This window comes from Amycolatopsis sp. NPDC003865, from assembly GCF_053605345.1.
In genome coordinates, this window is sequence record NZ_JBSGJA010000006.1 from 358981 (window position 1) to 372827 (window position 13847).

Genomic DNA, 13847 nt, shown 5'->3' on the forward strand with positions numbered 1-13847 from the left:
GGCGCCGGCGTGACCGCCCGCGGGGCTGGCCGGCGGCCGGGGTGCGCCGGCCGCCGGGCTGGCCCCCGCGCGGGTGGCGTCGCTAGGAAACCTTGTCGCGCTCCCGCAGCACCTTGAGCGCCTGGTCGGCGTGGACCGTGAAGTTCAGCTCGCTCTTGATCTTCTCGAGCACCCTGCGGTCCTCGCCGATCACGAACGTGACGCGCTTGGCGTGCAGCGGCAGCAGTTTCCGCCACACGCCGAACTGCTTCGCGACCTCACCCTCCACATCGGACAGCAGCGGATAGTCGAAGCCGTTGGCCTCGGCGAACTGCCGCTGCTTGGTGACGCCGTCCGGGCTGATCCCGATCCGGTGCGCGCCGAGCTCGGCGAACTCGGCGGCGAGGTCGCGGAAGTGGCAGCTCTCGGCGGTGCAGCCGCCGGTCATCGCGGCGGGGTAGAAGAACAGCACGACCGGCCCGGTGGCCAGGAAGTCCGACAGCGTGCGCTCGGCGCCCCGGTCGTCGGGCAGCGTGAAGTCGGGGGCGAGGTCTCCGGCGTCCATGGACGTCCCTTCTCGTCGGCGGCAGAACCCATCCTGCCGGGTCTTCGGAGCCGCCGCCGCACCGGCTTGGTCCCGGCGGGTCGGGCCCGTCGATTGTCGTCGATCAGCGCACCTGCCCGGCTTCCTGCGCCGCCTCGACGGTGGCAGCCAGGTCAGCGGGCGCCGGGAAGCCACCCGAACGGAGGCCCGCCCAGGTGTTGTCAGACCGTCAACAAGGGTGCATCGTGGAGGGGCAGCCGATCTCAGCGGGGAGATGGTCACTTTGCCGGGCACCGTCAGCCGAGCCACCGAAGCACTGCGCGAACGCGTTCCGCCCTTGACCGCGCTCCCCCTGCCGCACAAGGTCGACGAGCGCTGGCTGGCCTCGCGCTGGCCCGTCAAGGAACTCGCGACACCGCCCGCGGGCAGCGGCCTCAAGCCCGTCCTCGGCGACGAGGGGCCGCCCGTCGTCGGGCACATGCTCGAGATGATGCGCTTCGGGCCCGCCTTCGGCCTGCGCCGCTACGAGCTCTACGGCCCGGTGTCCTGGACCGGCGGCTTCGGCCGCCGGATCGTCGCGCTGTCCGGGCCGGAGGCGACGCAGATCGCGCTCGTCAACAAGGACAAGGCCTTCTCGCAGGAAGGCTGGAAGTTCTTCATCGAGAAGTTCTTCGAGCGCGGCCTGATGCTGATGGACTTCGGCGAGCACCACCTGCACCGCCGGATCATGCAGGAGGCGTTCACCCGGTCCCGGCTCACCGGCTACGTCGGCGAGATGGGCCCGGCGCTGCGCGAAGGCGTCGCGGCCTGGGGCTCGAACGAGCGCCCGCGGCTGTACTGGGCGCTCAAGCAGCTCACCCTCGACGTCGCGACGCGGGTGTTCATGGGCATGCGCAGCGGCGCCGACGCCCACCGGATCAACCGCGCGTTCGTCAGCTCCGTGCGGGCCGGCACCGCGCTGGTGCGCTTCCCGGTGCCGGGCGGGCGCTGGTCGGCGGGCCTGCACGGGCGCAAGGTGCTCGAGCGCTACTTCAGCGAAACCCTCCCCGCCAAGCGGAAGTCCGACGGTGACGACCTGTTCACCGCGCTCTGCCACGCCACCACCGAGGACGGCGACCGCTTCACCGACACCGACATCGTCAACCACATGATCTTCCTGATGATGGCCGCGCACGACACGACGACCATCACCAGCAGCGCCATGGCGTACTACCTCGCCAAGCACCCGGAGTGGCAGGAGCGCGCCCGCGAAGAGTCACTGGCTCTCGGCGACGACGTCCTCGACATCGAGGCGATCGACCGGCTCGAAACCCTGGACCTCGTCATGAAGGAGGCGCTGCGGCTCGTCGCGCCGGTGCCGTCGCTGACCCGCCAGACCGTCAAGGACACCGAGGTCCTCGGCCACTACATCCCCGCCGGCACCCTGTGCGGGGTCTCCCCGACGGTCAACCACTTCGCGCCCGAGTGCTGGACGAACCCCTTCGAGTTCGACCCGGAGCGCTTCGCCGAGCCGCGGCGCGAGGACAAGTCGCACCGGATGGCGTGGATGCCCTTCGGCGGCGGCGCGCACAAGTGCATCGGCCTCCACTTCGGCAGTCTCGAGGTGAAGTTGCTGATGCACGAAATGCTGCGGGCGTACCGCTGGTCGGTTCCGGAGAGTTACACCGCGAAGTGGGACTACGTGTCCCTGCCGGTGCCCGCCGACGGTCTTCCGGTGCGGTTGACCCGCCGCTGACCCGCGCACTGTCTGCCACTGCATACGGGGTGTGACAAAACGTTACCGCATGTGGAGATTCGTTCACTCGTTCAGCCGGTAGACACCCCGTTACGCGCATGATGGCGTGGCATCGGTCACGGGCGAGGGGTACCTAGTGTGGCTTCATGATCCCCGACACCGTGGCTGAACTGGCCTGACGTGTGCATGAAGAGGTGGAGTGTGCCTGAGCCCGGTGCCGCGCCAGGACTGCTGGACGTGGCGCGCAGGTGGGCGGCGACGTTGGCCGACACCAAAGGAGTAACACTTCCCCCGGAGGAGCTGGAGCCGCTCCTGCTGGAGATCGCGCACGACGCGGTCGACCACGCGGGCTCGGGCCACGACGGCGCCCTGCGCCGGTTCACGGCGCTCTACGCCGCGTCACCGATGGGGATCGCGCTCGCCGACCCCGGCGGCGAAATCGTCGAAGCCAACCTCGCGCTCGGCCAGCTCCTCGGCTGCTCGCCGGACAAGCTGCGCGGCCGCCACCTCACCGACCTCGGCTCGACCGACCACGACGTCTCGCGGCTCAAAGCCGGCCTCGAGCAGGTGCGCGGCGGACGCGAGCGCTACCAGGAGCGGATGCTGCTCGACCACACCGAGGACGGGCAGCTCTGGACCGACGTCACCCTCGCCCGGCTGCCCGGCGACCGGCCGGGGTCGGTCTACCCGGTGCTGATGGTGTCCGACGCGAACGAGCTGCACCTGCTGCAGGAGCGGCTGCTGCACCAGAACGTCCACGACCCGCTGACCGGGCTGCCCAACGCGTCGTCGTTCACCACCAAGTTGGAAGCGGCGCTCGGCGCCGGCGCGCGCGACGACATCGCGCTGATCTACCTCGACGTCGACGGCTTCAAGGTGGTCAACGACGGCCTCGGCGCCGGTGTCGGCGACCAGGTGCTGCGCGGGGTCGCGGGCAAGCTGTCGGCGGTGTTCACCGGTCACCACGACGGGTTCGTCGCGCGGCTGTCCGGCGACGGCTTCGCGGTGCTGCTGCGGGGCGAGCTCGCGCCAGCCGACGTCGTCGAGCTCGTCGAGCGGGCCCTGGAGGACCTCAACGAGCCGATCTACCTGGGCGGGCACGGCATCGGCGTGAGCGCGAGCGCGGGCATCGTGGTGCGCGCGGCCGTCGAGGGCGGCGCGGCCGAGCTGCTGCGGGCGGCGGAGATCGCGCTGCACCGGGCCAAGGAGTTCGGCAAGGCGCAGTGGATGCTGTTCGACCCGGAGCTCGACGCCCGCGACCGCGGCCGCTACCAGCTGGGCGCGGTCATCGCGGGCGCGCTGGAGAACGGCGAGTTCTCGCTCGTCTACCAGCCGACGGTCCGGCTGGCCGACCCCGACCGCCTCGCCGCGGTGAACGCGGGCCTGCGCTGGAACCACCCGGAGAAGGGCGAACTCGGTTCGGACGAGTTCTACCCGCTGGCCCAGACGACGGGGATGACGGTGCCGCTGGGGCGCTGGCTGCTGGCGGAGTCCCTGGCGGCGACGGCCCGCTGGCGCGCCCGCTTCGGCGACGCGGCCCCGGACGTGTGCGTCCAGCTGCCGACCCGCCTGGCCATCGACCCGGACCTGGTCCTGCTGGTGAAGGAGCAGCTGGACAAGCACGAGCTGCCGGCCAACGCCCTGCGGCTGTGCACGGACCGCGATTCGGTCCTCGACCCGCGCGGCGAGGTCCTGGACTCCTTCGCGGTGCTGGCCGACCTGGGCACGCAGCTGGTGCTGACGATCTCGGGCTCGGCCGACCTGGAGCTGATCCCCCGGCACCGGCTGCCGGTCCACCATGTGATCCTGTCCGGCCCGGTGGTCGACGCGCTGGACACCGACTCCCCGCCGGAGCCGGCGTTGAGGCACCTGACGCAGCTGGTGACCCGGGCGCGCGAGCTGAAGCTCCGCGTCGGCGCGGAGGGGGTCCGGACCCACGAGCAGGCGGCCCGCCTGCGGCAGCTGGGCGTACTGGCGGCGCGCGGGCCATTCGTGACGGACTCGGCGACGGGCGACGAGGTCGACGAGCTGATCGCACGCCACCCGCACCCCTGACCCGAGGTTCGGCGTCACTTGACGGTGTCTGCGGCCCTTCGGTGGTTCCGCGCCCCGGCGCTGCGGGCGGCGGTGGGAGTGGTGCCGCGCACCCGCTTGAACGCCGCGCTGAACGAGAACGCGTCCGCGTACCCGACCGCGCGGGCCACCTCCGCGACGGTCGCGGTGTCCCGCTCGGCCAGCAGATCCGCCGCGAGCGTCATCCGGTGGCGGGTGAGGTACGTCAGCGGCGGTTCGCCCACCAGATCGGCGAACCGCTTCGCCAGCGTCGAGCGCGACACCCCGGTGCGGGCCGCCAGGGTCCCGACCGTCCACGGCGCCGCCGGTTCGGCGTGCAGGAGGCGCAGCGCGTGGCCGACGACCGGGTCGCGCCGGGCCGTCCACCACGCCGGTGGCTCGCCGCCGGGCCGGTCGAACCACTCGCGCAGCGTGCAGACGAGCATCCAGTCCAGCAGCCGGTCGAGCACCACCTGCTGGCCCGGCGCGTCGACGGCGACCTCGGCGGCGAGGTGGTCGAGCACGGCGTCGCCGGTGCCGCCGCCGGCCACGCGCAGCACGACGGGCAGGGCGTCCAGCAGCCGGCGGCCGACCTCGCCGCGGACGGGGTAGGCGCCGGTGATCAGGGTCGTCGGGCCGGCGCCGGGGTCGTGCCAGCCGCGCCGGTGCCGGGTCCCGCCCTGCTCGGGCGTCGCGCAGAACTCGCCGCAGGCGACGGGTTCGGCGTCCGTGCCGGGTTCGTCGACGAAGGTGAACGTCCCGGGGCCGCGCACGACGACCGTGTCGTAGGCGCGCAGTGGTTCCGGGGTGCCCCGCTCCGGCACGATCCAGCCGCCGCCGGCGAGGACGGTGCAGAGGGTCAGCGGCGCGCCGTCGACGAAGTGCAGCGCCCACGGCGGGGACAGGGCGGAGCTGCCGAACAGCGAGCCGTGGGCGCGCACGTCGCGGAAGAGGTCGTCCACGGGGCGAGATTAGACGATCGCGTAGGCAATCCGGTGTTTCACCCATGGCATCGTCCGAGCGGACCGGGTTGAGTGGAGGTCATGACCGCGCTGACCGAAGACGACCTCGACTTCCTCCGCCGTCCCCTCCACGGCTTCCTGACCGTGGCCGGTGGCGAGCCCCGCCCGGTGTGGTTCGAGGCGACGGCCGAAGGCACGATCCAGCTGTTCACGGAACCGGACTCGCCGAAGGTCCGGCGGATCCGCCGAGATCCGCGGGCGTCGCTCGTCGTGGCGGCGCCGGTGGGGGAGCGCGAACGGTGGGTCGCGGTCACGGGCCGGGCGTCCCTCGAACCCGGTGGCGCGCACGACCTCGCGACCCGCTTGGCCGCGCGCTACTGGGACCTGGCGGACCCGGCCCGCGCCGCGGACCTGAAGGGAATCCTGGCCACGGACCAGGCCCGCCTGGTGATCCACCCGGAGAAGGTGCACCGCTACGCATACTGACGGCGAGCCGGGAATGTCAGACCCCGCGGATGGAACGGGTACCGGGGGCGGCGGCCCGTCACCCCAGCTCGGCGCGCACCTGCCTCGCCGCCGCGACCAGGTTGCGCAGCGCCGGTTCCACCTCCGCGTACCCGCGGGTCTTCAGCCCGCAGTCCGGGTTCACCCACACCCGCGCGGCCGCCACCGCGCCGACCGCCGTCCGCAGCGCGGCCGCCACCTCGGCTGTCGACGGCACCCGCGGCGAGTGGATGTCGTACACCCCCGGCCCGACGCCGCGGCCGAAGCCGGCCAGGTCCGTGAGCACCTCCAGCTTCGACCGCGCCGCCTCGATGCTCGTGACGTCGGCGTCCAGCGCGTCGATCGCCGGCAGCACCTCGCCGAACTCCGAGTAGCACAGGTGCGTGTGGATCTGCGTCGCGTCCGAGATCCCGGACGTCGCCAGCCGGAACGACGACACCGCCCACTCGAAATAGGCCTCGTGCGAAGAGGCGCGCAACGGCAGCAGCTCCCGCAACGCCGGCTCGTCGACCTGGACGATCCGGATGCCCGCCGCCTCCAGGTCGTGCACCTCGGCGCGGATCGCCAGCGCCACCTGGCGCGCCGTCTCGGCCAGTGGCCGGTCGGTGCGGACGAACGACCACGCCAGCATCGTCACCGGGCCCGTCAGCATGCCCTTGACCGGCTTCGGCGTCAGGCTCTGCGCGTACCGCGTCCACGACACGGTCATCGGCGCCGGCCGTGCGACGTCGCCGTGCAGGATCGGTGGCCGGACACACCGCGAACCGTACGACTGCACCCAGCCGTGCGCCGTCGTGGCGAACCCGGCCAGCTGCTCGGCGAAGTACTGCACCATGTCGTTGCGTTCCGGTTCGCCGTGCACGAGGACGTCGAGCCCGAGGTCCTCCTGCAGCCGGACGACCCGCTCGATCTCGGCGCGCATCGCGGCCTCGTACCCGGCGTCGTCGAGCGTGCCCGCCCGGTGCGCCGCCCGCGCCCGGCGCACTTCGGCCGTCTGCGGGAACGAGCCGATCGTCGTGGTCGGCAACGGCGGCAAGCGCAACGCGGCCTGCTGCGCCGCCGCCCGCCGCGCGTACGGCGGCCGGGCGGCCTCGTCCGGCCGCGTCGAGGCCTCGGGTGCGGGCACCGGGTCCGCGACCGCCCCCAGGTCCACGGACTCGCCGCGCAGGGCACGCCCGAGCAGCACGACCTCGTCGACCTTCTGCCGCGCGAACGCCAGCCGGTCCTTCAACCGCGGGTCCAGGTCCTCCCGCGAGACGTCGTGAGGCACGTGCAGCAGCGAGCACGACGTCGTCACGCTGACGGACTTCGCGACGCCGAACAGCGTCGCGGCGCGGCTCAGCGCGCGCCGCGGGTCGGTCCGCCAGACGTTGCGCCCGTCGACGACCCCGGCCAGCACCTCCTTGTTCCGCAACGCCGGCTCGGCGGCGACGGCGTCCACAAAGGACTCGTCGGTGACGAGGTCGACGGCCAGCGCGTCGATCGGGGCCCTGGCGAGCACGCCCAGCCCGCGGCCCAGACCGCCGAAGTACCCGGCGACCAGCAGCTTCGGCCGCGCGGCCGCCTTGCCCAGCCAGTGGTACGCGCGGATCAGCGCGTTCAGCTCGGCCTCGGTGCGGTCGGCGGCGAAGGCGGGCTCGTCGAGCTGCACCCACTCGACGCCTTCGTCGTGCAGCTTCGCCAGCAGATCGGCGTACCGGGGCAGGAGCGTGTCGAGCAGGTCCAGCGGGCGGAACCCGCCGGTGCCCTTGCTCAGCAGCAGGAACGTCACCGGCCCGACGAGCACCGGCCGCGTCTCGATCCCGAGCGCGCGGGCCTCCCGGTACTCGTCGAGGGGCTTGGACCCGGCGAGGGCGAACTCGGTGTCCGACCCCAGTTCGGGCACGAGGTAGTGGTAGTTCGTGTCGAACCACTTCGTCATCTCCCACGCCGGCGCGTCCTGGACGCCCCGCGCGGCGGCGAAGTAGGTGTCGAGCGGCGAAAGCCCCGGCCGGACGGGCAGCACGCCGAACAGCTCGGCGGTGTCCAGCACGTGGTCGTAGTGCGAGAACGTGTTGGACGGGATCGAATCCAGCCCGGCGTCCCGCAGGTCGAGCCAGGTCCGCTGCCGCAGTTCGCGGCCGGCGGCCAGCAACGCGGCCGCGTCGATCCTGCCCTCCCAGTAGCGTTCCAGGGCGCGCTTCAGCTCCCGGTCCGGGCCGATCCGGGGGTAGCCGAGCACAGTGGTGCCGATGGTCACAGCTCTCTCCTCGCGAGCTAGTCCGAAGAGCCCGGACGCGCGCGAAGGCGAGCGTTTCGGTCGTGCCCATCCCGCGAGGCCCGGACTCGCGCACGCCGTCGGCGCGCGCACCACGGGCAGGTCTTCGGACTCGTGGGCGTACCGCTCGCGCCTACCGGCCGTCGCTTCCCGAGCTGTTTCGCCCAGTGCTTCTTGACGGCTTTCGTTCCCACTCACCGCTGCGGGGCAGTCCCGGATTCGCACCGGGTTCCCTCTTGCCTCCCCGGGACGCGAGCGCCCCGGGGAACCAGTGGCGTGCCCGAGTCTAGGTCACTTGTCGAGGTGGACGGCGAAGAACTCGGTGAGCTTGGCGACGGCGAGGTCGATGTACTCGCGCTTGTCGTAGAGGTCGACGTGGCTCGCGCCCGCGATCCAGTGGACCTCCGCGGGGCCGGTGGCGCGCCGGTGGGCCTCCAGGCCCATCCACGCCGTGACCGCGCGCTCGCCGAGGACCTGCAGCATCGGGCGCGGGCCGATCAGCGGGACGGCGTGGAAGACGTCGCTCGCGGCCATTTTGTCGACGCTGTCCCAGGTGAGGAACTTCGCCGAGCGTTCGTGCCGGCCGCGGGCGCCGCAGTAGTACTCCCAGCCCTCGACGCCGTGGTGCCCGCCGAGCGCGCCGGCTTCCGCGGCGGTCTCGGGGAACATCGTCAGCACGCCGGGGTCCTCGCCGCGGGCGGCGGCGGTGCGTGCTCGTGCCGCGGCGTCGAGCAGGCCCTGGAACACGGCCGGGTCCTGGGTGCCGTCGGCGCCGTAGCGGAACTGGCGGGCGGGTTCGGCGGTGCAGACGGTCGCCACGGCCTTGACCCGGTGGTCGCCGCCGGTGGCGGCGAGCGAGTAACCCCCGGAGGCGCAGATACCCAGCAGCCCGATCCGGCCGGCGTCGACCTCCGGCCGGGTGGTGAGGTGGGAGACGGCGGCCTTGAAGTCTTCGATCCGCTGGGCGGGGTCTTCCAGACCGCGCGGCAGGCCGCCGGATTCGCCCTGGTGGGCGGCGTCGAAGGCGAGGGTGACGAATCCGCGGTCGGCCATCAGGCGGGCGTAGGTGCCGGAGGTCTGCTCCTTGACGCCGGTGCCGGGGTGGCCGACGACGAGGGCCGGGCGCGGGGTGTCCGCGTCGTCGGGGACGTAGAGGTGCGCGGCGATGTCGAGGCCGGCGCTGGGGAAGGTGACGGTGGTCTTGGTCATGGAGACACCATCGCCCGGGACCGCGGGGCGGAAAAGCCGCGAGTTCCTGCCTGGGAAGGATCCTGCCCCCGCACGAGGCACCGCGGAAGCTCCACACTGGAGTCATGACCACCTGGACACCCGAAGACCTCGCCCGGCTCGCCGAGCGCCACTCCCTCGTCCTGACCGCCGGGGACGGTGGCGGGCCCGGCGTCGAAATCGGCATGGCGGTCGTCGACGGCGGGGTGTACGTCCGCGCCTACCGCGGTGTCCGCTCGCGCTGGTACCGCGCGGCGAGCGAGCACGGCCACGGCCGGATCGAGGTGGACGGCGTCACCCGCGAAGTGTCGTTCACGACCGGCCTCGAGCCACCCGCCGGGCTCGACGCCGCCTTCGCCGGGAAGTACGGACCCGCGTCCGACGCGCTCGTCGCGAGTCCCGAGGCCCGGGCGGCGACGATCAAGATCGACCCGGCGGCGTGAAAAAGCCCGGCCCGCCCCGAAAGGCGTGGCCGGGCTCGTCGGCGGGACCTCAGTCCCAGTCGAGCGCACCGCCCGACTGGTACTCGATGACGCGGGTCTCGAAGAAGTTCTTCTCCTTCTTCAGGTCCATCGCCTCCGACATCCACGGGAACGGGTTCTCGGTCTCGCCGAAGATCGGGGCCAGCCCGATCTGCTGCGCGCGGCGGTCGGTGATGAAGTGCATGTACTGCTCGCACAGCTGCGCCGACAGGCCGAGCATGCCGCGCGGCATCGTGTCGCGCGCGTACGCGACCTCCAGCTCGCACGCCTCCTTCAGCATGCCGCGGACCTCCGCCTGGAACTCTTCGGTCCACAGGTGCGGGTTCTCGATCTTGATCTGGTTGATGCAGTCGATGCCGAAGTTCAGGTGGATCGACTCGTCGCGCAGGATGTACTGGTACTGCTCGGCGATGCCGACCATCTTGTTCCGGCGGCCCAGCGAGAGGATCTGCGCGAAGCCGGTGTAGAACCACATGCCCTCGAAGATCACGTAGAACGCGACGAGGTCACGCAGGAAGGCCTGGTCGGCCTCCGGCGTTCCGGTCTCGAAGTCCGGGTTCTCCAGGTTCTGCGTGTACTTCAGCGCCCACGCGTCCTTGTCCGAAATGGACGGGACCTCGCGGTACATGTTGAACAGCTCGCCCTCGACCAGGCCGAGGCTTTCGCAGATGTACTGGAAGGTGTGCGTGTGCACGGCCTCCTCGAACGCCTGGCGCAGCAGGTACTGCCGGCACTCGGGGTTGGTGATCTGCCGGTACACCGCGAGCACGATGTTGTTGGCCACCAGGGACTCCGCGGTCGCGAAGAAACCCAGGTTGCGCTTCAGCATCTGCCGCTCGTCCTCGGTGAGGCCGTCCGGCGACTTCCACAGCGCGATGTCGGCCTGCATGGCGACCTCGGTCGGCATCCAGTGGTTGTTGCAGCCGGCGAGGTACTTCTCCCACGCCCACTTGTACTTCATGGGCAGCAGCTGGTTGACGTCGGCGCGCGCGTTGATCATGCGCTTGTCGTCGACGTTGATCCGGGCGGCGCCGACCTCGATCTCCCCGAGGCCGGTCGCGTCCGTCGTCTCCACGTTGGTCATCTGTGCAGGGGTTCCTTTACTGGCAGGCTTCGCAGTCGGGGTCGTCGATGCGGCAGGCGGCGCCTTCGGTGGCGACGAAGTCGACGTCCGGCGCCGGCTTCGGCTCGGGGGACGGCGACGGGGCCGGGGACGGCGCGGGTGCCGGGGCCGGGGTGGCCGCGGGAGCGGGCGCCGGGGTGGCCGAGACGGCGTTCAGCTTGCCGTCGGTGCCGCGCAGGGTGCTCTTCTCCACGTGCGTCGCGGACTGCGCCCGCAGGTAGTACGTGGTCTTGAGGCCCTTGTGCCACGCGTAGCGGTACAGCTCGTCGAGCTTGCGGCCGCTCGGCGCCGCGATGTACAGGTTCAGCGACTGCGCCTGGTCGATCCACTTCTGGCGCACCGAACCGGCGTCGACGATCCACTTCGACTCGATCTCGAACGCCGTCGCGTACAGCGCCTTCAGGTCGTCCGGCACGCGGTCGATCTGGCCGAGGGACCCGTCGAAGTACTTCAGGTCGCTGACCATGACCTCGTCCCAGAGCCCGCGCTCCTTGAGGCTCTTGACCAGGTGCGGGTTCACGACGGTGAAGTCGCCGGACATGTTCGACTTGACGAACAGGTTCTGGAACAGCGGCTCGATCGACTGGCCGACGCCCGAGATGTTGGAGATCGTCGCGGTCGGCGCGATCGCCATCACGTTGGAGTTGCGCATGCCGACGGTCTTGACGCGCTCGCGCAGCGGCGCCCAGTCCAAAGTGGACGACAGGTCGACGTCGAGGCCGTCACCCTGGCGCGCGTCGATGAGCAGCTGCATCGAGTCGATCGGCAGGATGCCCTTGCTCCACAGCGAACCCTCGAAGGACTGGTACTGCCCGCGCTCCTCGGCGAGGTCGGTCGACGCCGAAATCGCGTAGTAGGAGAGGTGCTCCATCGAGACGTCGGCGAACTTCACGGCCTCCTCGGAGGCGAACGGGACGCCGATCTCGAACAGCGCGTCCTGGAAGCCCATGATGCCCAGGCCGACCGGACGGTGACGCAGGTTGGAGCGGCGCGCCTCCGGGATCGTGTAGAAGTTGATGTCGATCACGTTGTCCAGCATGCGGACGGCCGTGCGCACGGTCTTCTCGAGGCGCTTGGTGTCGAGGCCCTCGGGCGTGACGTGCTTGAGCAGGTTCACCGAGCCGAGGTTGCAGACCGCGACCTCGTCGGTGGTCGTGTTCAGCGTGATCTCGGTGCACAGGTTCGACGAGTGCACGACGCCGACGTGCTGCTGCGGCGAGCGCAGGTTGCACGGGTCCTTGAACGTGATCCACGGGTGACCGGTCTCGAACAGCATGGTCAGCATCCGGCGCCACAGGTCGACCGCGCGGATCCGGCGGAACACCTTGATCTCGCCGCGGTCGGCCATCGCCTCGTACTCGCGGTAGCGGGCGGCGAACTCGTTGCCGTAGAGGTCGTGCAGGTCCGGGGTTTCGTTCGGCGAGAACAGCGTCCACTCGGCGTTCGCCTCGACGCGGCGGAGGAACTCGTCGGGCACCCAGTTCGCGGTGTTCATGTCGTGGGTGCGGCGGCGGTCGTCACCGGTGTTCTTGCGCAGGTCGAGGAACTCCTCGATGTCCACGTGCCAGGTCTCGAGGTACGCGCACGCCGCGCCCTTGCGCTTGCCGCCCTGGTTGACCGCGACCGCGGTGTCGTTGGCGATCTTGAGGAACGGCACGACGCCCTGGGACTGGCCGTTGGTGCCCTTGATGTGCGCGCCGAGGCCGCGGACCGGGGTCCAGTCGTTGCCGAGGCCGCCCGAGTACTTCGCCAGCAGTGCGTTGTTCTTGTAGGCCTGGAAGATCGAGTCCAGGTCGTCGTCCACGGTGGTCAGGAAGCAGGACGACAGCTGCGGGCGCGTGGTGCCCGAGTTGAACAGCGTCGGCGTGGACGCCATGAAGTGGAAGCTCGACAGCAGTTCGTAGAACTCGATCGCGCGGGCTTCGCGGTCCTTCTCGCGGATGGCCAGGCCCATGGCGACGCGCATGAAGAACGCCTGCGGCAGCTCGAAGCGGGTGCCGTCGTGGTGCTGGAAGTACCGGTCGTAGAGCGTCTGGAGGCCGAGGAAGCCGAAGTCGAGGTCGCGCTCGGGCCGGATCGCGGCGGTGATCTTGTCGAGGTCGAAGCGCTGCAGCTCGGCGTCGACCAGCTCCAGCTCGATCGCGCGGCGCAGGTAGGCGCGGAAGTACGGCGCGTACTCGCTGGTCATCTCGTCCTGGCTGGCCTGGCGCGGCTTGCCGGCCAGGTAGCTCAGGGCTTCGCCGCGCAGCTTGTCCAGCAGCAGGCGGGCGGAGACGAAGGAGTAGTTCGGCTCCTGCTCGACGAGCACGCGGGCGGCCAGGACCTGGGCCAGGGCCAGCTCGTCGGCGCTGATGCCGTCGTAGAGGTTGCGCTTGGCCTCGGCCAGCACCGGCTCGGCCTCGACGTCGTCGAGCCCGGCGACGGCCTCGCCCACGACGTGGGACACGCGGGCCCAGTCGAGCGGGCGCAGGACGCCGTCGGCGCCCTTGACGTTCAGGGTCGCTTCGGTGGTGGCCGGCTTGGCGGCCTCGCGGGCCTTGCTGCGCTCCTCGCGGTAGAGGACGTAGGCGCGGGCGACCTTGTGGTGCTCGCCGCGCATCAGCGCGAGCTCGACGATGTCCTGGATCTGCTCGATGTGCAGGGCGGTCTCGGGGCCGGCGTGGCGCAGCAAGGTGGTCTCGACCTGCTGGGTCAGCTCCGCGACGACGTGGTGCACGCGGGAGGACGCGGCGGCGTCGCCGCCCTCGACCGCGAGGAACGCCTTGGTCAGCGCGACCGAGATCTTCCCGGCGTCGAACGGCGACACGCTGCCGTCCCGCCGGATGACCCGGATCGCGGTGGGTGAGGCGGTCGCGGAGGGCCGCTGACCGGTTTCGACTGACATGCGTGTCTCCAAGTTTCGGGCGCGTTGGATCGCCACACGGCCTCGCGAGGCCGTGCGCTGCAGGTTCTTCAAAGCTGCCCGGCCACCCTCCGCAGCGG

The 13847-nt window shown here is 71.2% G+C and carries 9 protein-coding genes, 1 pseudogene and 1 riboswitch; of the genes and pseudogenes, 4 read left to right on the plus strand and 6 right to left on the minus strand.

What is annotated here, in order from left to right; translation table 11 throughout:
• Positions 1 to 82: 82 nt before the first annotated feature.
• Entirely contained in the window at positions 83 to 544 is a 462-nt protein-coding gene (locus ACWEVP_RS17740) for a peroxiredoxin (protein WP_452063596.1), read from the minus strand.
• 253 nt (positions 545 to 797) lie between these two features.
• Here ACWEVP_RS17740 and ACWEVP_RS17745 point away from each other — a divergent pair, with 253 nt between their 5' ends.
• Positions 798 to 2258, plus strand: coding sequence for a cytochrome P450 (locus tag ACWEVP_RS17745; RefSeq protein ID WP_452063597.1), 1461 nt, complete (start codon positions 798 to 800; stop codon positions 2256 to 2258).
• Positions 2259 to 2495: 237 nt separating this feature from the next.
• Positions 2496 to 4313: a putative bifunctional diguanylate cyclase/phosphodiesterase gene (locus ACWEVP_RS17750; RefSeq protein WP_452063656.1), complete on the plus strand. Its 1818-nt coding sequence runs from the start codon at positions 2496 to 2498 to the stop codon at positions 4311 to 4313.
• 14 nt (positions 4314 to 4327) lie between these two features.
• Here the strand turns inward: ACWEVP_RS17750 and ACWEVP_RS17755 are convergent, their stop codons facing one another.
• Complete coding sequence (locus tag ACWEVP_RS17755; protein ID WP_452063598.1) at positions 4328 to 5272, minus strand: AraC family transcriptional regulator; 945 nt, start codon at positions 5270 to 5272, stop codon at positions 4328 to 4330.
• 81 nt (positions 5273 to 5353) lie between these two features.
• Here ACWEVP_RS17755 and ACWEVP_RS17760 point away from each other — a divergent pair, with 81 nt between their 5' ends.
• Positions 5354 to 5758: a pyridoxamine 5'-phosphate oxidase family protein gene (locus tag ACWEVP_RS17760; protein WP_452063599.1), complete on the plus strand. Its 405-nt coding sequence runs from the start codon at positions 5354 to 5356 to the stop codon at positions 5756 to 5758.
• A 58-nt stretch (positions 5759 to 5816) separates the two neighbouring features.
• On the opposite strand, the gene metE is transcribed toward ACWEVP_RS17760, so the two are convergent.
• Positions 5817 to 8015, minus strand: a complete 2199-nt coding sequence (gene metE / locus ACWEVP_RS17765; protein WP_452063600.1) for a 5-methyltetrahydropteroyltriglutamate--homocysteine S-methyltransferase — start codon at positions 8013 to 8015, stop codon at positions 5817 to 5819.
• Between the two features lie 98 nt (positions 8016 to 8113).
• Positions 8114 to 8321, minus strand: a riboswitch (cobalamin riboswitch).
• Positions 8322 to 8324: 3 nt separating this feature from the next.
• Positions 8325 to 9242 (minus strand): alpha/beta hydrolase, encoded by a 918-nt coding sequence (locus tag ACWEVP_RS17770; protein ID WP_452063601.1) that lies wholly within the window; start codon positions 9240 to 9242, stop codon positions 8325 to 8327.
• A gap of 104 nt (positions 9243 to 9346) precedes the next feature.
• On the opposite strand from ACWEVP_RS17770, the gene ACWEVP_RS17775 reads away from it, so the two are divergent.
• Complete coding sequence (locus ACWEVP_RS17775) at positions 9347 to 9703, plus strand: DUF2255 family protein (protein WP_452063602.1); 357 nt, start codon at positions 9347 to 9349, stop codon at positions 9701 to 9703.
• Positions 9704 to 9752: 49 nt separating this feature from the next.
• Here the strand turns inward: ACWEVP_RS17775 and ACWEVP_RS17780 are convergent.
• Positions 9753 to 10829 (minus strand): annotated as a pseudogene (locus tag ACWEVP_RS17780) (ribonucleotide-diphosphate reductase subunit beta); the annotation flags it as partial.
• 13 nt (positions 10830 to 10842) lie between these two features.
• Complete coding sequence (locus tag ACWEVP_RS17785; protein WP_452063603.1) at positions 10843 to 13749, minus strand: ribonucleoside-diphosphate reductase subunit alpha; 2907 nt, start codon at positions 13747 to 13749, stop codon at positions 10843 to 10845.
• Between the last annotated feature and the right edge of the window lie 98 nt (positions 13750 to 13847).

Bases quoted from the DNA above. Each gene is read 5' to 3' on its own strand.
- ACWEVP_RS17740 (WP_452063596.1), bottom strand. From the start codon at position 544: ATGGACGCCGGAGACCTCGCCCCCGACTTCACGCTGCCCGACGACCGG.
- ACWEVP_RS17745 (WP_452063597.1), top strand. From the start codon at position 798: ATGGTCACTTTGCCGGGCACCGTCAGCCGAGCCACCGAAGCACTGCGC.
- ACWEVP_RS17760 (WP_452063599.1), top strand. From the start codon at position 5,354: ATGACCGCGCTGACCGAAGACGACCTCGACTTCCTCCGCCGTCCCCTC.
- ACWEVP_RS17770 (WP_452063601.1), bottom strand. From the start codon at position 9,242: ATGACCAAGACCACCGTCACCTTCCCCAGCGCCGGCCTCGACATCGCC.
- ACWEVP_RS17775 (WP_452063602.1), top strand. From the start codon at position 9,347: ATGACCACCTGGACACCCGAAGACCTCGCCCGGCTCGCCGAGCGCCAC.
- ACWEVP_RS17785 (WP_452063603.1), bottom strand. From the start codon at position 13,749: ATGTCAGTCGAAACCGGTCAGCGGCCCTCCGCGACCGCCTCACCCACC.